Source organism: Methylophilus sp. OH31 (assembly GCF_000576615.1).
Taxonomy (GTDB): domain Bacteria; phylum Pseudomonadota; class Gammaproteobacteria; order Burkholderiales; family Methylophilaceae; genus Methylophilus.
This window is the reverse complement of record NZ_BAUS01000007.1, coordinates 255,522-274,603: the sequence shown is the minus strand read 5'-3', so window position 1 is coordinate 274,603 and position 19,082 is coordinate 255,522. Positions and strand designations below refer to the sequence as shown.

At 47.8% G+C, this 19,082-nt stretch carries 21 protein-coding genes and 1 tRNA gene; 6 read left to right on the top strand and 16 right to left on the bottom strand.

What is annotated here, in order from left to right:
- Positions 1–48: 48 nt before the first annotated feature.
- From cyoE to OH31_RS10600, 4 genes are read right to left on the bottom strand one after another with little or no spacing between them, the layout of a single operon-like run.
- Positions 49–945 carry a heme o synthase gene (gene cyoE, locus OH31_RS10615; protein ID WP_024930708.1) on the bottom strand — a complete coding sequence of 299 codons (897 nt, stop codon included), beginning with the start codon at positions 943–945 and terminating at the stop codon, positions 49–51.
- A 16-nt stretch (positions 946–961) separates the two neighbouring features.
- Entirely contained in the window at positions 962–1,945 is a 984-nt protein-coding gene (locus tag OH31_RS10610) for a heme A synthase (RefSeq protein WP_024930707.1), read from the bottom strand.
- A gap of 3 nt (positions 1,946–1,948) precedes the next feature.
- Positions 1,949–2,569, bottom strand: a complete 621-nt coding sequence (locus OH31_RS10605) for a hypothetical protein (RefSeq protein ID WP_024930706.1) — start codon at positions 2,567–2,569, stop codon at positions 1,949–1,951.
- 2 nt (positions 2,570–2,571) lie between these two features.
- Positions 2,572–3,297: an SURF1 family protein gene (locus tag OH31_RS10600; RefSeq protein ID WP_024930705.1), complete on the bottom strand. Its 726-nt coding sequence runs from the start codon at positions 3,295–3,297 to the stop codon at positions 2,572–2,574.
- Positions 3,298–3,346: 49 nt separating this feature from the next.
- Here OH31_RS10600 and OH31_RS10595 point away from each other — a divergent pair, with 49 nt between their 5' ends.
- The gene (locus OH31_RS10595; RefSeq protein WP_024930704.1) at positions 3,347–3,547 is read left to right on the top strand and encodes a twin transmembrane helix small protein; all 201 of its coding nucleotides are present in this window, start codon (positions 3,347–3,349) and stop codon (positions 3,545–3,547) included.
- 50 nt (positions 3,548–3,597) lie between these two features.
- On the opposite strand, the gene OH31_RS10590 is transcribed toward OH31_RS10595, so the two are convergent.
- The 5 genes from OH31_RS10590 to OH31_RS10570 form a co-directional block, all read right to left on the bottom strand.
- Positions 3,598–4,530 (bottom strand): cytochrome c oxidase subunit 3, encoded by a 933-nt coding sequence (locus OH31_RS10590; protein WP_019883300.1) that lies wholly within the window; start codon positions 4,528–4,530, stop codon positions 3,598–3,600.
- 45 nt (positions 4,531–4,575) lie between these two features.
- Positions 4,576–5,112, bottom strand: coding sequence for a cytochrome c oxidase assembly protein (locus OH31_RS10585; RefSeq protein ID WP_019883302.1), 537 nt, complete (start codon positions 5,110–5,112; stop codon positions 4,576–4,578).
- A 196-nt stretch (positions 5,113–5,308) separates the two neighbouring features.
- Complete coding sequence (ctaD, locus tag OH31_RS10580; protein WP_024930703.1) at positions 5,309–6,904, bottom strand: cytochrome c oxidase subunit I; 1,596 nt, start codon at positions 6,902–6,904, stop codon at positions 5,309–5,311.
- A 26-nt stretch (positions 6,905–6,930) separates the two neighbouring features.
- On the bottom strand, positions 6,931–8,097 hold the full coding sequence (gene coxB, locus OH31_RS10575) for a cytochrome c oxidase subunit II (RefSeq protein ID WP_019883304.1): 1,167 nt from the start codon (positions 8,095–8,097) through the stop codon (positions 6,931–6,933).
- A gap of 20 nt (positions 8,098–8,117) precedes the next feature.
- Positions 8,118–8,579: a DUF2244 domain-containing protein gene (locus OH31_RS10570; RefSeq protein WP_024930702.1), complete on the bottom strand. Its 462-nt coding sequence runs from the start codon at positions 8,577–8,579 to the stop codon at positions 8,118–8,120.
- Between the two features lie 568 nt (positions 8,580–9,147).
- Here OH31_RS10570 and OH31_RS10555 point away from each other — a divergent pair.
- Complete coding sequence (locus tag OH31_RS10555) at positions 9,148–9,966, top strand: DUF2189 domain-containing protein (RefSeq protein WP_242402260.1); 819 nt, start codon at positions 9,148–9,150, stop codon at positions 9,964–9,966.
- 330 nt (positions 9,967–10,296) lie between these two features.
- On the opposite strand, the gene OH31_RS10550 is transcribed toward OH31_RS10555, so the two are convergent.
- Entirely contained in the window at positions 10,297–11,553 is a 1,257-nt protein-coding gene (locus tag OH31_RS10550; RefSeq protein ID WP_024930700.1) for an AAA family ATPase, read from the bottom strand.
- Positions 11,554–11,885: 332 nt separating this feature from the next.
- Between OH31_RS10550 and OH31_RS14450 the strand changes: the two genes are divergently transcribed.
- Positions 11,886–12,377, top strand: a complete 492-nt coding sequence (locus OH31_RS14450) for a hypothetical protein (RefSeq protein WP_148296206.1) — start codon at positions 11,886–11,888, stop codon at positions 12,375–12,377.
- A gap of 30 nt (positions 12,378–12,407) precedes the next feature.
- The gene (locus OH31_RS10540; protein ID WP_024930698.1) at positions 12,408–12,932 is read left to right on the top strand and encodes a hypothetical protein; all 525 of its coding nucleotides are present in this window, start codon (positions 12,408–12,410) and stop codon (positions 12,930–12,932) included.
- 110 nt (positions 12,933–13,042) lie between these two features.
- Here the strand turns inward: OH31_RS10540 and OH31_RS10535 are convergent, their stop codons facing one another.
- From OH31_RS10535 to OH31_RS10520, 4 genes are all read right to left on the bottom strand, one after another.
- Positions 13,043–13,276 (bottom strand): hypothetical protein, encoded by a 234-nt coding sequence (locus tag OH31_RS10535; protein WP_024930697.1) that lies wholly within the window; start codon positions 13,274–13,276, stop codon positions 13,043–13,045.
- Positions 13,277–13,416: 140 nt separating this feature from the next.
- Positions 13,417–14,118, bottom strand: a complete 702-nt coding sequence (locus OH31_RS14585; RefSeq protein ID WP_024930696.1) for a hypothetical protein — start codon at positions 14,116–14,118, stop codon at positions 13,417–13,419.
- Positions 14,112–14,327: an Arm DNA-binding domain-containing protein gene (locus tag OH31_RS10525; RefSeq protein ID WP_024930695.1), complete on the bottom strand. Its 216-nt coding sequence runs from the start codon at positions 14,325–14,327 to the stop codon at positions 14,112–14,114. Before OH31_RS10525 ends, OH31_RS14585 begins: the two co-directional genes overlap by 7 nt.
- A 165-nt stretch (positions 14,328–14,492) precedes the next feature.
- Positions 14,493–14,577: transfer RNA gene (locus OH31_RS10520), tRNA-Leu, on the bottom strand.
- Positions 14,578–14,633: 56 nt separating this feature from the next.
- Between OH31_RS10520 and queA the strand changes: the two genes are divergently transcribed.
- Both queA and OH31_RS10510 read left to right on the top strand, forming a co-directional pair.
- Positions 14,634–15,674 carry a tRNA preQ1(34) S-adenosylmethionine ribosyltransferase-isomerase QueA gene (gene queA / locus OH31_RS10515; protein WP_024930694.1) on the top strand — a complete coding sequence of 347 codons (1,041 nt, stop codon included), beginning with the start codon at positions 14,634–14,636 and terminating at the stop codon, positions 15,672–15,674.
- A 56-nt stretch (positions 15,675–15,730) separates the two neighbouring features.
- A complete protein-coding gene (locus OH31_RS10510) occupies positions 15,731–16,603 on the top strand; it encodes a hypothetical protein (RefSeq protein ID WP_024930693.1) in 873 nt (290 codons plus the stop codon).
- 63 nt (positions 16,604–16,666) lie between these two features.
- Here OH31_RS10510 and OH31_RS10505 read toward each other — a convergent pair whose 3' ends face one another.
- Entirely contained in the window at positions 16,667–17,308 is a 642-nt protein-coding gene (locus OH31_RS10505; RefSeq protein WP_024930692.1) for a lytic transglycosylase domain-containing protein, read from the bottom strand.
- 64 nt (positions 17,309–17,372) lie between these two features.
- Positions 17,373–19,082, bottom strand: a complete 1,710-nt coding sequence (locus tag OH31_RS10500; protein WP_024930691.1) for a proline--tRNA ligase — start codon at positions 19,080–19,082, stop codon at positions 17,373–17,375.

Here is a 19,082-nt window from a genome sequence, read left to right as displayed (position 1 = left end):
AGAAAAAAGGGTGCGCATATGCGCACCCTGGCTACATTCACGACCAGACTAGACCAGATAGTGATCCAGCAATAATGCCGCAAACATCAGGCTAAGATAAAGAATCGAATATTTAAAGGTCGTTTTAGCCAGTGCATCTGAATAGTGACGATACAAGCTCACCACATAATACATAAAAATGAGATTCAACACGGCCGCCGATGCCAGATACAACCAGCCACTCATGCCCAAGCCATAAGGCATCATAGAAACGACGACCAGAATAACGGTATACAGCACGATATGCAGCAAGGTGAACTGCTCACCGTGTGTGACTGGCAACATGGGCATGCCGACTTTGGCATACTCTTCACGACGGTATAAAGCCAGCGCCCAGAAATGCGGCGGCGTCCAGGCAAAAATAATCAGGAACATCACCAGTGATTCTGGCGACACGGTATTGTTAACCGCAGCCCATCCCAGAATGGGCGGCATGGCGCCAGAAGCCCCACCAATCACAATATTCATCGGCGTGGCAGGCTTGAGGAATACGGTATAAATCACCGCATAGCCGACAAAAGTGCCCAAAGTGAGCCACATGGTCAACGGGTTGACCCAGTAATACAGAATGCTTAAGCCTATGCCGCCGAGTACGCTGGCAAACAGCAGTGTTTCCATCTGTGACAGTTGACCGGTTGGCAAGGGGCGCGCGCGGGTGCGCGCCATCATGGCATCAATCTTATGCTCGATGAGGCAGTTAAACGCCGCCGCTGCCCCCGATGCAAAGGCAATCCCCACCGTGGCGGCCAACAATACCGAGAGCGGCACCATGCCTGGCGTCGCCATCAGCATACCGATGATGGCGGTAAACACGATCAATGCCGTCACGCGCGGCTTGCATAGCGCATAAAAACTGCGCATCCCCATGCTGGCTGAGGCCAACTGTGTCATCCATGCTGCTTGCATACTGTTCCCCTATTTTTTATATGACATTTGATGATGTATTCAACAATCTGGCATTGATGGCTACCAGCCATACGCCCAATAACGCTGCCCCTGCGTTATGCAGCACCGCCAGTACCAACGGCAGTTGCAACAACAGGTTACCAACCCCAATCGCCACCTGGCACAGTACAATCGCCAGCAGCCCCCAAGCCAGGCCACGTGAAACAGGTCGTTGCAGCAACAATCTCACGCTCCCCAGCATCCAGCCCAGCACCACGAATGCACCCAAACGATGTATCCATTGAATGGCTGTCAGCGCATTCAGGTGCAACTGTCCGCCATCGCGACTTTCACCCAAAGCACGCGTGAGGTGAAATGCCTCGCCGATATCCATGTCCGGCCACCACAAGCCATGACAGGTCGGAAAATCAGTGCAGGCCAAGGCAGCATAATTACTGCTGGTCCACCCTCCCAACAGCACTTGCGCGATCCAGATCAACAACGCGAGGCGCAACCACCATTGCTGACTGCCTGGCAATGCAATGTCCTGCTTGCTGCCATGACGAAAAGCAATCCAGCTCAGCAGCGCCAACGTCGTCATGCCGCCAAGCAAATGCAAGGTCACGATCACCGGCTTCAATAACAAGGTCACCGTCCACATCCCCAGCAAGGCCTGGAATACAATCAGCACCACCAAACCGGCAGATAACTGCCAGGATGTTTGAATGGCATGCCGTTGACGATACGCCAACACGGCCAAAGCCACCACCAGCAAGCCCAAACTGCCCGCCAGATAGCGATGTGCCATTTCCTTCCAGGCTTTGGCATGCACAACGGGCTTGTCGGGATACGCCTGCTGTGCCGACTGGATTGCAGACTCACTCTGCGGCACCGTCAACGCGCCATAACAGCCTGGCCAATCCGGACAGCCCAAACCTGCATCTGAAAGCCGCACATACGACCCAAGCACCACCACACAAAAAGCCACAATAGCAGCCAATACACTTAACGCTTTAAACATGTACTAGCCTGCCCAGGAAGCCTTTAACAATTTCACCAGATCCTTGCGGATCCACTTGGCCTCCATCTCAGGGCCATATTGCATCATGATATTACCCAGCGGATCGATAAAATAAACGCGTTGTGCATCCAGTGTATTCTGGCCGCCGCCACTCAACATACTGCCAAGCATGGCCACTTGTTCAGCCTGGCCATTAATAATCAGCAAATCCGGATAGCGGGCACGAATCGCCGAGGTATCTGCTTGTTGTGTAATCAATACACGCTGCACACGTATCATGTCTTTGTATAACGAGACATAAATCTGCCGCATGTCGTACAAACGCTGCATGCAAGGCGCATCACACTCGCGTGCGATCAGGGCGATATTCCATTTATCCTGCCAGAATGCCGGCAATGCCTGCTGCTGGTCATTCACCCAATGGGTTGTATGGGCCATAGAAACGGGCGGTTGAATTAATTGACCATAGCTCTTGCCGGTAGGACGCCAGTCAAACTTGATCATCGCCACCACCACCAATAGCGGCACGGTAAAAAAGATCGCCAGCAACAAAAAAATCATGCGCCCTTTGCGCTGCTGCACAGGATCCAGCACCACTAAAGGATTCGTTTCTTCATGGGTCATATTCAAGCCCGTTTCTCCACCATTTGAGTCAATCCAATCACCAGGCTAGCCACAGCAAAACCAAACCACTGGTAAGCATAACTCAGGTGCTTTTCCACTTGCCCGGCAGGCACATCCCAATGCCGCACATACCCCTCACCAACCGCTGGGGCGAGTTTGAGGATCACATCCGGAAAAATATAAGGCACATGCTGGCGTAAATAAGCAAAGTCGAGCACAGGCTGCACGGGTTGCCAGGCCTGGCCAGGTTTATCCAGTCTGAAGCCGACTTTGGTTTGCTGCCAGAACAAGCCCTTAATCACTTGCTCAGCTTGAGTAGTGGAAATTTTTGGTGTTTGTTGATGGTCAGCAAACCCGGCTATCCAGCCACGGTTTACCCAGATCACATGCTGTTGGTCACTGAGCAAGAAAGGCGTAATGACATGAAATCCGGCTTGGCCTTGCTCCACCTGATTATCAAGAAAAAAAGCATATTGGGGCAGGTAATGCCCTTTGAATGCAACTGTCTGCAAATGCAAAGTTTCGACTTTAGCCGGGGAATCCAAGTCTTGCGCTTGCGGCCAAACCGCATCGCCATGATGCGTCAATGCGCGGGTAATTTCCTGCTTTTGTTCTGCCTTGTGCCATTGCCACAAGCCAAGCCGGACACAACCCCAGATTGCGACTACCATGACACACACCACCAGCCAGCGCACACGAACGACATAATTTCCCAAGGGTATTTGCATTTTCCAGCTTACAGCCCATAATGTGATCAACTTAACGCGAGATCACATCATGTTCATTAAAATTGTCACCATTTTGATACTGATTGTCATTGTGGGCAGCCTGTTTTCAGCCTTGCTGTTTTTGCTCAAAGACAAGAGTGGTTCCGATCGCACCGTGAAAGCCCTGACCATGCGTATCGGCTTATCCATTTTCCTGTTTCTGGCTTTGATTCTCGCAGCACATTTCGGCTACATAGGCCATACACTTTAACAATATTACGCTTGCTAAAAAGGGCGCTCAGTGCGCCCTTTTTTCATTCATCAGAGCATGTAAACAAAGATATACAGGCCCAACCACACCACATCCACAAAGTGCCAGTACCAGGCCACACCTTCAAAGCCAAAGTGATGCTCAGGCGTAAAGTGACCTTTAATACTACGCAGCCAAATCACGATCAGCATCAGGGTACCAATCGTCACATGAAAGCCGTGAAACCCGGTCAACATAAAGAACGTCGCACCGTAGGCGCCTGATTTAAGCGTCAAGCCCATTTCTGTATAGGCATGATGGTATTCAGCCGCCTGACAGCACAGGAAAGTCACACCGAGCGCAATGGTCAAAAACAGACCAATAATCAATTGCTTGCGGTTATTCTTGATCAAGCCCCAATGCGCCCAGGTAATGGTTGCGCCAGAACTCAGCAGCAGCAAGGTGTTAATCAGCGGCAAACCACTCCATGACATCGGATGGAATTCAGGGTTGGGCTTATAAGCCTCACCAAGCACCGTACCGCCAGGCCCTTGTGACGGCCAGGCACTCAAAAAGTCTTTATACGGTGTAATATCCGGCGCATAGGAGGCCAGATCAGGCACCGACAGCACCCGCATATAAAACAACGCGCCAAAGAAAGCCGCAAAAAAGGCAACCTCTGAACAGATAAAGACAATCATGCCGATGCGGAAAGATTTATCTTCCCACTTTTTATATTGCCCGGTGATGCTCTCAGTGACCACCGTGCTCAGCCATTTGAACATCATGGTCAGGATAATCGCCAGACCCAGATACATCATGTATTTGCCCGGGGTTGCGAGGTAAGACAGCGCCGGATTCTTGATGGAGCCATCCAGGCGCGTATCAGAACCGGTAACATTAAAAACAAAACCACTGGCCATAGACAGCAAACCGACAGAAATCAGTGCCGGATATATGCTGCCATGCGGGACAAAATAGTGATTTTCTGAATGACTAGCCATGCATTAACTCCCTATCCTTTAACTTAGTGCTCATAATTATTGTGTTTACTGACTTGCCGGAAAAAACGAATACGACAAGGTCATTTCTTGTACATCTTTTGGCAAATCGGCACTGACAAAAAACCGCAGTGGCAACGCCTTTACTTCCCCAGGTTTGAGTGTCTGCCTGACAAAACAAAAACACTCAATCTTCTTCAAGTGTGCCGATGCTTTGCCTGGCGTCACGCTTGGAATCGCCTGTCCGGCCACTTCCTCACTGGTAATATTCTTTGCTTCAAACATCACCGTGGTCACCTGGCCCGGATGCACAACCACACTGCTTTGCTTGGGGTAAAAATTCCACCCCAGGCCTGGCATCACCGATGACACAAATTGCACCGTGACTTCACGCTTCAAATCAACAACCGCTTTGCTTGCGCTCTCAGCCGTATTGTTTGTTTTGCCATTCAAGCCCGTGACCGAACAAATCACGTCATACAACGGTACCAGTGCAAAAGCAAACAACAATGCACCGGCAATAATCCAGACTAATTTCAACGCCAATTTCTTATTGGCTGCTACCTGCGCTTGTTCTAATGCCATAACCGTTGCAAGCGCCGCTTACTTCCAAATCGTAAACATCGAAATCAGGTACCAGATAATGGCCACGGCAGCTAACAGCCAGGCAATTTTCCGATTATTTGACTGCTTGGGATCACTCAAAATACATCAACCTTTAAACAAGCCAATCAATCACAGACAGATTGGCTTTTGCTTCAAATTTACTTCAGCTCTGTCCTTACTTAACAACAGGCTGCTCAGTAAAACTGTGGTATGGCGGTGGTGAAGGCAATGTCCACTCCAGCCCTTGTGCACCCTCCCAAACCTGGTCCGTGGCTTTCTTGCCGCCTTTGACACAGCTGAGAATAATGTACACAAACAGCAGTTGTGACAGGCCCAACACAAACGCGCCTACCGTAGAAATCATGTTGAACTCGGCAAACTGCAATGCGTAGTCAGGAATACGACGCGGCATACCGGCCAGACCAACAAAGAATTGCGGAATAAACGTCACGTTGAATGAAATGGCGGTTAACCAGAAGTGTGTTTTACCTAACTTCTCGTTATACATATGGCCGGTCATTTTTGGCAGCCAGTAGTACACACCGGCCATAATGCCCATGATGCCACCAGCGAACAGGGTGTAGTGGAAGTGCGCCACGACGAAGTAGCTGTTGTGGTATTGCGCATCCGCAGCCACGTCAGCCAGCACCAGGCCAGTCAAGCCGCCGATACCAAACAGAATAATCCAGCCGACAGTAAACAACATAGGCGTTTCAAAACTCATGGAGCCTTTCCACATGGTGCGGATCCAGCAGTAGAACAATACGGCCAGCGGCAAAGAAATCGCCATGGTGCTATACATAAAGTACAGCAGCGCAGGCACAGGCATACCAGCAGTAAAGAAGTGGTGCGCCCATACAACAACCGCTAAAGCGCCAATTGCCCACAGTGAATAGACTTGCGCTTTATAGCCATACATTGGTTTGCGGCTGAATGTTTGCAGAATCTGAGGAATGAAACCCCACACTGGCAGCAACAGAATATAGACCTCTGGGTGACCAAAGAACCAGAACAAATGCTGGAACATGATCGGGTCGCCGCCACCAGCCGCGTCAAAAAAGTGGGTACCAAAGTGACGGTCAGTCAGCAACATGGTGACCGCACCGGCCAGCACTGGAATCGTTGCAATCAGTAAGAAGGCAGTAATCAACCAGCCCCAGGCAAACATTGGCATTTTCATCAAGGTCATGCCAGGTGCGCGCATGTTGTAAATCGTCACAATAATATTGATAGAACCCAATACTGACGAAATACCCAGCAAATGCACAGCAAAAATAGCGAAGTCGACGCCAATCCCACCTTGCACAGAAAGTGGCGGATAGAATGTCCAGCCCGTGGCCAGTGCACCGTCACCAACGCCAAACAACGCCAACGTGAATGGCAACGTTAACAGGATGGCTGAAGGTGGCAGAATCCAGAAGCCCCAGTTATTCAAACGCGGCAAGGCCATATCAGGTGCGCCAATTTGCAATGGCAGCATCCAGTTGGCAAAACCCGTTGCGGCAGGCATCAATGCAGCAAAAATCATGATCAATGCATGTACACCAATCAGCTGGTTAAAAAACTCAGGGTTCATTAATTGCAACCCTGGTTTGAACAGTTCGGCACGGATGCCCAAAATCATCGAACCACCGACCAAAAACATCACCAGTGAAAAGGTTAAATACATGGTGCCGATATCTTTATGGTTGGTCGTCGTTAACCAACGCATAATCCCGGTCGGATGGTCGTCGTGATGCTCATCATGATGTGCTACGGTTGTAGTACTCATAGTGCTCTCCTAAAATCGCTCAAATATTATTCGCGTGCAGCTTTAACTTGCGCTGGCTGCACCAGTGCATCCACAGCCGCCGTATTACCCAGCGCATTGCGCTCGTAGGTAATCACTGCAGCAATTTCCGTATCGTTCAATGTGGCCTTCCAGGCAGGCATCACGCCTTTACCATTGAGCACACGGTCCAGATGACTGTCTTTTTGATATTTGCCATCTGCGCCAAAAATCGGGCCAGTGGCGATTTTGCTGCCGGTGAGTGCTGGGAAAGCCGGAGGCAAGCCTGCACCCGTCACCTGATGGCACACCGCACAGTTTTTCTCGTAGACCACTTTACCCTGAGCGACCAGTTCGTCTTTGGTCATCTCTTTGACATCATTCGCGGCTTTTTGCTCATCTTGTTTTTTGTTCGCCCATTGTGCGAACTCTTCTTTAGACACCGCATTCACCACCACCGGCATATAGCCATGGCCTTTACCGCACAGCTCTTTACACTGGCCACGATACACGCCCGCCTTTTCAACCTGCACCCAGGTTTCGCGGATAAAGCCAGGCACAGCCACACGTGAAGAACCAAACTGCGGTACCCACCAGTTGTGTAACACGTCAGAAGCCGTCATCAGAATGCGCACCTTCTCGCCAACCGGCAGCACCAGCGGGTTATCAACCTCTAACAGGTAATGCTCACCTTTATCGGCTTCGTTATGCATTTGGTCATTGCTGGTTGCCAGGTTGCTAACGAACTTGATGCCTTTGGCATCGCCATCCAGGTACTCATATTGCCAGCGCCACTGGGAACCGGTGATTTTGATCACCATGGTCGACTGGTCACGTGTATCTTCCATCATCACCACACTGTGGTAAGCCGGAATCCCCATGATGACAAAGTCAATCAGCAGCAAAATCGCAAATGGAATCAGCGTCCAGAAAATTTCAACCGCAGTTGAAGGCGCTTTGTCGGCTACAGGTTTGTAGCCCTTGCTGTGACGGTGAGTCACAATGGAGTAAATCATGATTGCCAGCACTGCCACAAAGATGACGGCAGTAATCAGCATAAATTTGTTGTGTACGTGTAAGGTATCCAAAGCCATCGGCGTGACCGGCTCTGGAAAATTCCAGGTGAAGTCAGCACGTGCACTTAAAGACAAGAACAATGCAAACGCACCAACCCCGAGTTTCTTCATCCCTTGCATCTAATCGCTCCAAAATCCAGTTATTTAGTTTTCAGAAGTACCCGCTTGAGATGAGAAGCCACTTGTTCGCGTTGCGCGTTGTCCATGGTATCTCGACCAAACTCAACCTCTTGATGATGGGACCCAATCCACAGTGACGTTTTACCGTTCTCACCTTCCCTGAGCGTTATCCGGGTCCAATAGGATTGAAAGCGAACGTGTTTTATTTCTCCCAACACACTTTGCTCGATTTCAACCTGATCCTGAACGAAAGTAATTTTTTCGTAATCACTGCTGTGACGCAATACCACCACAAACGCCAGAACCACCAACACTAATTCCAAGCCAGCAAACGGCAACACCATCCAGGCACCTACATGCAAAAAAGCTAAAGCAATCAGCCCCGAAAACACCACCAGACTCAACAACAACTTGCATACACTTTCTGTAGAAGCGGATGCATTCGGCCTTGTGATGCATTGTGTTTCGCAAATAGATAACATGCTTGCCAACCCAAATTTAGCCTGTAGCAACTAAATTACGTTTAGTTACAAATTTGTTACATGTTGTAAATTAGCACAAGACCAACCTAGTGACAAGACAAAAAACCGGGATTCCCCCTGTCATCAATGTAAATTTATGGTGAGTTGGGGTTAAAGCGACGCGATCAAAAAGGTGCACAAAATACTGGGCCAGACTAGTCCAGCTGGCATTCTGAATGGTGCCGGAGCAACAAAGAATCGATGAGGATGAGTAGCAAAAAAATGTTGTTGCGTATCACCCAAGCAGCTACTTTTTTGGGGGAGACTTTGCATGCCACCACCAATCAAGCATGTTGGAATCAAAAAAATATGACGACTGCATGCAAAAGTTTTTTGTGGTAGATTCTTAATCGTATCCCGATGTCATCGCACAATCTTGCCGACACCAGATTAGCGATAGATGAGGCGCAGTAAGCCATTGGGACCGTTTTTTGTGTGAATGAATTAGCAATGCAAGTAGTTGTGGCAAGCCATCATCAAGAGCTTTTCAGCTTTAAAGATCGGTCATGCAATCTGCAAGCACTGATTGATGGCAGCCATCATTTTTAAAGGGGCTAAACACATGAACATTAACCATATACCCGCCACCAAAGTCCGTGCTGACGACGGTATTTCCATCCGCCAAGTTGGCACCAATATCATTCTAGACTGGCTGCATGCAGGCGTCACTGACATCCACTTAGGCGGCCGCGCCAGTCTTTTTTACGGGATCATTTTTGCCGCCATCGGCGTCATCATACATACCGTTTTTGCCGATAATTACTGGCTACTGGCCGGGGTATCAACCGGCTTCTTTTTGCTAGGCCCATTCCTGGCCGTCGGGCTATATGACTTAAGCAGACGCATAGAATCCGGCGAACGACCTTCCCTTCGCCCCACCCTCACCGCCTGGCTACCCAACCTGCTCAATATCACCCTGTTTACAGGTCTGCTGATTTTTGTTTTTCTCAGCTGGGTGCGCCTTTCAATGAGTATATTCGCGCATTACTTTCATGATGCACTGCCCACTTTCGCGGATGTAGTTATCAACGTATTCACCTTCAAGCAACCCACCTTCCTGTTCGTTTATTTTTCTGCCGGTGCCGTGTTTGCCGCTTTTATTTTCAGCATCAGCGTCATCGCCATGCCCCTCATGCTAGACCGCAATGCAAGCGCCTGGACCGCAGCCATCACCAGCCTGCGCACCTGCGCCCGCAATCCGATAACCATGGCACTGTGGGCTTTTTGTATCGTGGTACTCGTCGGCTTTGGCCTGGCGACCAATTTTCTAGGCTTGATTCTCACCATGCCTGTGGTTGGTCATGCCAGCTGGCACGTGTATCGCGACCTCATTGCCATAAAAAATTAATCCCGCCCTCGTAATCCGTTGGTGGAGCAGCCAACTGAAGCACCATATAAAAAAGGCCTAGACGATCATCATCTAAGCCTTTTAATTTTTTGTACTTTTTGAATCCTCTTCGTGCTACTTGAGAGCAATACATGGTGCGGGAGCCTGAACCGAATGTTGCTTTAAACACTAATATTTAAGCCATTCGAAGGAAATAAAAAATATTTGTTACCCCTAAAGTTACCCCTAAAGTTACCCCTAAAGTTACCCCTAAAGTTACCCCTAAAGTTACCCCTAAAGATAAAAAGTGACCGACCTTTAAATCAAATTTTCGACACAAGTAGATTGAGATTAAAGAAGACTATTAAACCACGGATTATCGTTCTCGACTTCAAAATTACCTCTATCATCAATAGACATTTTCACCTTGTCATAATGACTCTTACCACCTTCTCTTCTAACTGAGAAAATTACTAAATCCTCAACTTTAAGTGTTCCAATTTTCACCATGTCAAACAACTCATAAATTAACTCTCTTGAGTGCGTTTCAATGAGAATATTCGATTGTTTTAGTGCGGCTGTTTCAACAAATACTTGAGCAAGCTTCTTTCCGGCTCCCTCATGCAAATGTAATTCCGGCTGCTCAAAAAGAAGTGTTGAGCCATTTGTTGCAAAGCTACATTGCGTCAATACTGGAAGAACTTGAGATAAACCATAACCAAGATCAGCAATTGGTAAATCCCTATCATCCACCAGTGTTAATGAAACATCAAAGAGATCCGATGCCCCTACTCTCTTAACACCAACATTCTTAGCTAATCCAAGTGTCGATAGCCACTTATTAATCTGCGCTAAATGTGATTTATCACCTGACTGCACATATTCACTTGCCAACATAGTGATTGTTGCTTCCCCTTGAGCCCCAACTTCATTGGCGGTAGATCCTCTGAATGGGTAGCGCCTAAGTGGAGATTGCCTAAAAGGTCCCAAATACAATGTCTGCCTTAGTTTGCTTTCAATGACTCTTTGTATAGCATCAACCAGAAAATAAACATCAATCCATTCAGAGGTAGGAACCTCATTACGTACTGGATCTACAGAAAAGAAGAAATTTGATTTTCTCATTCCGACTAGCTCGGTTCTAGTGATATTACTAGTAACTTTATACTGATCAGATTTAGCTTTTTTCTTAAATTTAATCCAATTATCTCCAACCGCTAATTCAGCAGAGTCGATGTAAATTTCTTCAGTCTCTTTTAAACATTTAAATTCGTATTTAGCTACACAATCCCCACTGTACTCACTGTAATGTAAAGCCATTTGTGCCATGCCAGTATTTATTTCTAAATGAATTGGCAGTTTATAGTTTCTTGAATGCGCGATCTCAACGAATCTTCCCAAGTGTACTTGCGCATAATCGTCATCCAATGTTAAAGCAGGAATACTATTGCCAAGTTTTAATGTCTGCGCAAGACTCGCCAAGGCATGTAAACATGAACTTTTTCCAGATGAGTTTGCCCCTATGAAGACCGTAATCGGCTTTAACTCGAAGTCTGTTAACCCTGCAACCCCTTTAAAGTTTGAGACTGATAAACACTTAATAGCCATTTAGCTTCCTTTATATCTTTCCAGTTATGTTTACTTTTACACTATTAGACTAATTTACTTGAATAAATACAAGTATTGAGGAATTCAATCATTTCAAAATTATGACTCCCTTAGAGAACTCTCACGGCTGTAGAAAGCTTATGGTTCTTGTGCCGAGAGTGGAAAGCTTCAGGAAGGACCCATAAATTTTCGGCCACTAGATCTTGTGGCGACCACCCAAAAATCCCTTAATAACCACCTCATCTAAATTATGGTGAATATTATTCATTACATTTCCTTTAGTTTAGAATCTGCCACAAAGAACTCAACGTCTAAGATTTAGGGAGATGATCTTGGAAGATCTCATCAAAGTATTAATGGCATCAACAATTGGCGGCCTTACCTCAGCATTTCTATTAAAAACCTGGATAACTGCACGAATTACACACTCGATTAAAAATGAGTATGACCGCCAACTTGAAGTTTATAAAAGAGAGTTAGACCGTAAGCAAAAAATTGAGTTGGTTTCTGAGTTGCTTGCCGAATGGATAAAATACTCAAGTTATGAAGTAATGCCAAAAGACCACAGGACAAAGCTAAACAATCTATCTTTTCAAGCTTGCTTATGGTTACCATCAGATTTGGCAAAGGAGTTAAGTAAAGCGCTTCAACTTCGGCCCGAAGCTAAGACCATTTTTGAAATACTACTTCTTGCCCGAAAGTTACTTTTAGATGACGAAACCTTACCTCTAGACTTAACAACTTATTGGGGTATTGAGTTTGAGACTAATGGCGCACTTAAGACTCCCAATCATACGCAATCTATAACGCCATCAAAACCATAGCTTTTCTTTAAAAATACTTGGTCAAATATTATGTGGAAATTGTACAGTGCGGAAATCATCGCAATCAGTTCGGTAATAATTGCAATCCTTGCAATGGCTGCCACATTTTGGCAAGCCCATATTGCAAGAAAACACAATAAGCTTATGGTTCGTCCTTTTATGGAACATAGCGTAGAAAGATTTCCAGGAAAACATGTGATGATTTCGGTTATTAATCACGGTTTGGGACCTGCAGTTTATGAATCAGTCTTTTTTACAGCACCGTGGAGCACAGAAAAGCTTAGCGTAGATGACCTACTAAACAAAATCATACTATCAATGAAGCCTGCGAAAGTGACATGGGCAACGAATGTATTTCAAGGGGAAAGCCTTATTCCTCCAGGAAAAGAAATGAAGCTTCTGAAGTTTGAGCTTCACGCAGATGACAGTGATAACTTTGAAATCATCACTAGCTTGATTGATGAAACAACAATACACATTTTTTACAGATGCCTTTATGACGAAAAATCAACGTACTCTCACCATCTGAACATAATACCCCTCTCCCCCCTGTAACTCCCGCACGAAAAAATTTTGTTAAGCCCACGATCTAGACAAAACAAGTTGAGGACTGGTACCCGCGCCTACCATAGCTTTCTTCTACGGTTAGGTAAGCCGCTGGATATTTATGAGCCAACCTTTGATGCAATTTCATTAAGGTAGGCTATGAGAGCTTTCAGTTGCTCTTGATTAGTTGCTAAGGGATAGCCAGCTACTGCTGATCTTAAATTATCATGGTGATCAACTGACATTAAACCAAACCTCAAATAGTCCTTATATTCGTCGAGAGGCATGTCGGCCATAGTTGGAATGTCTACTGCTTCAATTTCTTGAGTTGATTTTATGGTTTTGTAAGACATATTTTCTCCAAATTTCAGAATATTTTTTATACCCTCAGGCTTGACCTAATCTACGGCCCGGAGGCGAGCCGCACTAAGATTGGACGTAACTAAATATCGATTCTTTTTAAACTCTCTTAATGGTAGCTTTGGAAAGCAAGTCAGCCATTTATGTTCTCAAAAATTAAACATGCATTGGAATTGTTGCTATCAAGCCCTACTCGGTAGGTAAGCTCTATTGATTTTCCCAGGCCATCTGCAAAACTCAGTACCATAAATGAGTCACCATCTACTAACGGAGTGGCACGAGCCACTCCAGCAGTGTAAATAGCACCCTTAGAAAAAAGTGGATAACTCATTACCTCACGCCAACCCTCGCCCATAAAGTTTATTTTTGCCGAAAAGGCTGTAGCATCATGGCCAGAGTTACTTATAGAAATGTTGTACGTAGAATACCCATTTCCGTGAAAAGACCCCCCAGCACCAAACACCAAAAAACTAGGCTTTGAAAGTTCCTCTCTGAGCCGTCTTTCATACGCAAGTGTCTCACGTTCACTCTCAACTTGCTGACGCGAGATCTCAACTAAATCCCGTTGCTGTTGGACGGAGTTTTTCAGCTCTTCAGCTTGCAGACGTAGAGCATCCGTACTGAGGCGAAGCTCATCCCCTTGTTGCAAGTATCCCAGTACAAGCCAGAGAAATGCCAGAGGCGCGAAGGAGCCGGCTAAAAAATCGCCCCACTCATTTGGGGTCATTTTATGAAGCGCTTCTGGGTCTTTAAGAGCTATGAAGCCAACAATCCCTATCCAGCATAAAGAGGCAATCCCTCCAATGAGAGTACGGCCTGATTTGATCACTAACACTCGGGATCGCATGGGATAAAATCATTTAGGGTAACTTCGGGGTAAGTGCCAAGTGAGATTGTTTTCTCTTTACCATCTAAACGGTACTTCAAACGCCACCATTTGCCGCCGTTGGGATTGACGATCAAGTACAGCCCGCGCTCATCATAGAGCTTATATGGCTTCTCGGCAGGTTTTGCATTCCGTATAGCTGTATCAGAAAGTGCCATTTCGGGGTAACTCCTAATGGGGTAGATTTTGTTACACCCTAAGTTACCCCTGTTTAATACTGGATGTCAAACGACGACTTTGGACTGCTTTGGACACAAAAAAGCCCGTAAGTCATTGATTTACGGGCTAAATTGAATTGCTTTGGACTTCTTTGTACAACTACATGGTGCCGGGAGCCGGAATCGAACCGGCACGCCTTGCGGCGCTGGATTTTGAGTCCAGTGCGTCTACCAGTTCCGCCATCCCGGCATGGGATATAATGTTGGACATCTCAAAGACAGCTATTATAACCATAATTTTGATTTATGAAAACTCTAGATTTCGATTTTTATCTTCCACAACACCTGATTGCACAACATCCACTGCCGAATCGCTCAGAAAGTCGCCTGCTGGAGGTCAATGCGATAAAGCAAACTATACAGGACAGTTATTTCCGCCAGATTGCCGACCACTTTGAGGCGGGCGATGTGCTCGTTCTCAATGACACAAAAGTCATCAAAGCCAGACTGTTTGGGCAAAAAGCCACTGGCGGCCAGATTGAGGTGATGATAGACCGCGTACTGTCTGAACAAGAGGCTTATGCGCAAATCAAGTCTTCACGCTCGCCCAAAGCGGGCAGTTTGTTGCATTTGTCGGGCGACTATCAGGCTGAGGTGTTAGGCAGGCATGCTGATATGTTTCATATCCGCCTGCTGGGCAATGAGTCATGGTATGACTTTTTGGAGCAATATGGCCAGTTGCCGCTGCCGCCTTACATTGAGCACAAGGCGGATGCCGCAGATGACACCCGTTACCAAACCGTGTTTGCCAAGCATGCGGGGGCAGTGGCGGCACCGACGGCTGGCCTGCATTTTGATGAAGCCTTGCTACAGGCGCTCATCAACAAAGGCGTGCATGTACGCTACGTGACGCTGCATGTGGGCGCGGGTACTTTCCAGCCAGTGAAAGTGGACAATATTGCCGAGCATCATATGCATAGTGAGGTTTATCATTTGCCTGAGGAAACGATTAGTACGATTCTCAACGCACGCGCCAATGGCAAACGCGTTACGGCAGTCGGCACTACTTCGCTACGCACACTGGAAAGTGCGGCACATGTGGGCAAGTTGTTTGCGCATCATGGTGACACCAATATTTTTATTACGCCTGGGTTTGAGTTCAAGCTGGTGGATAGATTAATCACTAACTTTCACCTGCCGAAAAGCACTTTGATGATGCTGGTATCCGCATTTGGCGGCTATGATTTGATGCGCAAGGCTTATGCGCATGCAATTGACCAGTCTTACCGTTTTTTCAGTTATGGCGATGCCATGCTGATTACGCGCATGCCGTCAGCAAAATCTTAAACTTGCACGTTAAAATAGAGTCTATCAATCACCAATAAAAACAGGATGACGGAGATATGCAATTCCCCCAAAAAACGTTGAGCGCACTGGCACTCTCTTGCCTGACGCTCACCGCCCATGCTGAGATTCTGCCTGAGGCAGAAGTCGGCGTAAAAATCCCGTTGGTCAAAAAGCCAACCACACGTCCAATGTCAGTGGCCTACCTGCCCAGCAATCAACACTATTACATTGCCGATGGTGGCCTGGCCCCGATGGGCAGTGAGTTCGAGGCGCCAATTTCAAAGTCTGAGGTGCATGCGTTTACGGCAGACGGCAGCTATGTCAACTCGGCAAAACCTGGCTATGACAATCGCTCTCTGTACTACAACCCGAATTCCGGCAAGCTGGAAACCATTACCTATAATATTTCCAGCGCGGTAGGTTTTTCACCCAACACTGGCATTTATAGCCTGGCTGTTGGCGACAAAGGCGAGTTATTAGGCACCTCGGGCGATGTGGCGCAGTTTAACCCTGCCTTTGGCGATGCGGGCACCATGCCCAGCTACGACCCGGCCAGCAAGCATTATTATGCCAAGCAGGACAGAGGCAACCTGGTATTTGTCGTCGATGCCAAACAACGCGAAAAACTGCAGGAAATCAAACTCGACTTTGCCAAAGCACAAGTCGCACACGACGATGTCAGTGATCATTACATTGCCTTTACAGGCGTGGCTGGCAATGAGCTAGCCTTGCTGGATGTCGATCACAAAGCCGTATTGATTTTTGATTTGAATGGCCAGTTTGTCGGCAGAAGTGCGCTGCCTGCCACCATGAAGTTACGTTCACAAAATCACTTTAATGGCCTGGGATATACCAACGGCATGATGTTTGTCTACCACGAGCCAGAAGGTGAATTTGGCACCTACTATGGCTTTAAAATCGTCAAATAAATTTGAACGCCAATCATAAAAAACCGCGCCTAGGCGCGGTTTTTTATTATCTGTTTTATTCGGTTATTGACTGGCAACATTCAGCTTGGGGGTATCTAAAGCAGGTGCATAATGCCAGTGATTACGCCAGGCACCCACCACCAGATTCGGGTAGTCCGGTTTGCCCAGGCTGCCGTTATAACGGCCCAGCGCACGGTAATAATCGCCGCGTTCGATATCCAGGTAATGGCGCAAAATCGTACAGCCGTAACGCAGGTTTAAACGCATATCAAACAGATTGTGTTCGTTGACACCAATCGACTTCACCCAGAATGGCATCACCTGCATATACCCGCGTGCGCCCACGCTGGATACCGCGTATTTTTTAAACCCACTTTCAACGTGAATCAGGCCCAACACCATTTGCGGATCCAGCCCTGCACGTGTGGCTTCGTAGTGTACAGACTTAAGGAAATCTTCACGGTATTGCGCATCAGGCATACGCTTGGCCAGGCGGGCAGACATATCCTGCAACCATTGTTGTGCCGACAGCTCGTTATCAAATAACAATCTTGGCGCAGCGAGGTCGCTGACAGACTTCTGCATCAGCGCCTTGACGCTATTAGCAAGCGGCTCCTCTTTCTGGTTGCCAGCCATAGTCGGCGCTGACCATGCACACAGGCCGGCCAGCAACAAGGCAAACAAAAAGAAGAATGCTTTTTTCATTGCGTCTATTGTAATCAAATTCATCCCGCCACAGGCGCCAAACAGAGGGATGAAATCCCTCTAATTACTGACCAAGTTTGTCACGCAAAAAGGTCACACAATCAATCACTTGCAAGTTTTGTGCCTCAGCATCGGTGCGGCCCTTATATTCGACTTTGCCTTCAGCCAAACCACGGTCACCAATCACTACGCGGTGCGGAATACCCATGAGGTCGCTTTCGGCGAACATGACACCCGGACGCTCACCACGGTCATCCAGCAACACATCCACACCCGCTTGTTGCAACTGGGCATAGAGGTCAAACGCGGCCTGTTTTACTGCGTCGCTCTTGTCGAGGCCAATCGGGCAAATCACCACTGCAAACGGCGCCATACTCAATGGAAAAATAATGCCTTTTTCGTCGTTGCCCTGCTCAATCGCTGCACCGACGATACGTGACACGCCGATGCCATAACAGCCCATTTCCATCACTTGTGTCTGACCATTTTCGTCCAGGTAAGTCGCCTGCATGGCCTCGGAATATTTGGTACGCAACTGGAAAATATGGCCAACTTCAATCCCGCGACACAAATCCAAAGTACCTTTGCCATCCGGGCTGGCATCGCCAGTCACCACGTTGCGGATATCCGCCACGATGGATGGCTCTGGCAAATCGCGGCCAAAATTCACACCCGCCAGGTGGAACTTAGGTTTATTGGCGCCACAAACGAAATCACTCATGAGTGCCACTGTTCTATCGGCCACTACGCGCACATTGGCGTTAACGCCAACCGGGCCAATAAAGCCAGGTGGGCAACTCAAGTTGGCACGGATTTCTTCTTCAGTCGCCAGGCGGAAGTCCTTCGCGCCGTCTACCTTGCTAAACTTCACTTCGTTAAGCTGGTGGTCGCCACGCAACAAGGCCAGGGTAAATACGTCATCCACCATCAGCGCAACAGATTTAACGGTTTTGCTCACTGGCACATCCAGCAATTTGGCGACGTCTTCGCAGCTCGTTTGCTTGGGCGTATCAACCTCGCGCATGCTTTCACTGGCGGCGGCACGGCTACCGGTAGCAACCGCCTCGGCCAACTCGACGTTGGCGGCGTAGTCAGACTGCTCGCAATACGCCAGCGCATCTTCGCCGCTATCTGCCAGCACGTGAAACTCTTGTGAACCATCACCACCAATGGCGCCAGAGTCGGCCTTCACGGCACGGAACTTCAAGCCCAGGCGCGTAAATACATTGCTGTAAGCCGTGTGCATGCTGTTGTAGGTATTCACCAGACAGTCTGCACTGGTATGGAAGGAGTAGGCATCTTTCATCAAAAACTCGCGCGCGCGCATCACACCAAAACGCGGGCGGATCTCGTCACGGAACTTGGTCTGGATCTGGTAGAAATTCAGCGGCAACTGCTTGTAGCTGCTGATTTCCTTGCGCGCGATGTCAGTAATTACTTCTTCGTGGGTTGGGCCAAAGCAGAAATCACGTTCATGACGGTCCTGGATTTTCAGCATTTGTGGACCAAACACCGCCCAGCGGCCGGTTTCCTCCCACAACTCTCTTGGCTGCACCGCTGGCATCAGCAACTCCAGCGCGCCCGCTTTGTTCATTTCATCACGCACGATATTTTCAACCTTGCGCAGTACACGCAAACCCAGCGGCATCCAGCTATACAAACCGCTGCCCAGCTTTTTGATCAGCCCGGCACGCACCATGAGTTTGTGGCTGATCAGCTCGGCGTCGGAAGGGGCTTCTTTTTGGGTAGCAATAAAAAATTGTGAGGCGCGCAT

Bases quoted from the DNA above. Each gene is read 5' to 3' on its own strand.
- cyoE (WP_024930708.1), bottom strand. From the start codon at position 945: ATGCAAGCAGCATGGATGACACAGTTGGCCTCAGCCAGCATGGGGATG.
- OH31_RS10610 (WP_024930707.1), bottom strand. From the start codon at position 1,945: ATGTTTAAAGCGTTAAGTGTATTGGCTGCTATTGTGGCTTTTTGTGTG.
- OH31_RS10605 (WP_024930706.1), bottom strand. From the start codon at position 2,569: ATGACCCATGAAGAAACGAATCCTTTAGTGGTGCTGGATCCTGTGCAG.
- OH31_RS10600 (WP_024930705.1), bottom strand. From the start codon at position 3,297: ATGCAAATACCCTTGGGAAATTATGTCGTTCGTGTGCGCTGGCTGGTG.
- OH31_RS10595 (WP_024930704.1), top strand. From the start codon at position 3,347: ATGTTCATTAAAATTGTCACCATTTTGATACTGATTGTCATTGTGGGC.
- OH31_RS10590 (WP_019883300.1), bottom strand. From the start codon at position 4,530: ATGGCTAGTCATTCAGAAAATCACTATTTTGTCCCGCATGGCAGCATA.
- OH31_RS10585 (WP_019883302.1), bottom strand. From the start codon at position 5,112: ATGGCATTAGAACAAGCGCAGGTAGCAGCCAATAAGAAATTGGCGTTG.
- ctaD (WP_024930703.1), bottom strand. From the start codon at position 6,904: ATGAGTACTACAACCGTAGCACATCATGATGAGCATCACGACGACCAT.
- coxB (WP_019883304.1), bottom strand. From the start codon at position 8,097: ATGCAAGGGATGAAGAAACTCGGGGTTGGTGCGTTTGCATTGTTCTTG.
- OH31_RS10570 (WP_024930702.1), bottom strand. From the start codon at position 8,579: ATGTTATCTATTTGCGAAACACAATGCATCACAAGGCCGAATGCATCC.
- OH31_RS10555 (WP_242402260.1), top strand. From the start codon at position 9,148: ATGGCAGCCATCATTTTTAAAGGGGCTAAACACATGAACATTAACCAT.
- OH31_RS10550 (WP_024930700.1), bottom strand. From the start codon at position 11,553: ATGGCTATTAAGTGTTTATCAGTCTCAAACTTTAAAGGGGTTGCAGGG.
- OH31_RS10540 (WP_024930698.1), top strand. From the start codon at position 12,408: ATGTGGAAATTGTACAGTGCGGAAATCATCGCAATCAGTTCGGTAATA.
- OH31_RS10535 (WP_024930697.1), bottom strand. From the start codon at position 13,276: ATGTCTTACAAAACCATAAAATCAACTCAAGAAATTGAAGCAGTAGAC.
- OH31_RS10525 (WP_024930695.1), bottom strand. From the start codon at position 14,327: ATGGCACTTTCTGATACAGCTATACGGAATGCAAAACCTGCCGAGAAG.
- queA (WP_024930694.1), top strand. From the start codon at position 14,634: ATGAAAACTCTAGATTTCGATTTTTATCTTCCACAACACCTGATTGCA.
- OH31_RS10510 (WP_024930693.1), top strand. From the start codon at position 15,731: ATGCAATTCCCCCAAAAAACGTTGAGCGCACTGGCACTCTCTTGCCTG.
- OH31_RS10505 (WP_024930692.1), bottom strand. From the start codon at position 17,308: ATGAAAAAAGCATTCTTCTTTTTGTTTGCCTTGTTGCTGGCCGGCCTG.
- OH31_RS10500 (WP_024930691.1), bottom strand. From the start codon at position 19,082: ATGCGCGCCTCACAATTTTTTATTGCTACCCAAAAAGAAGCCCCTTCC.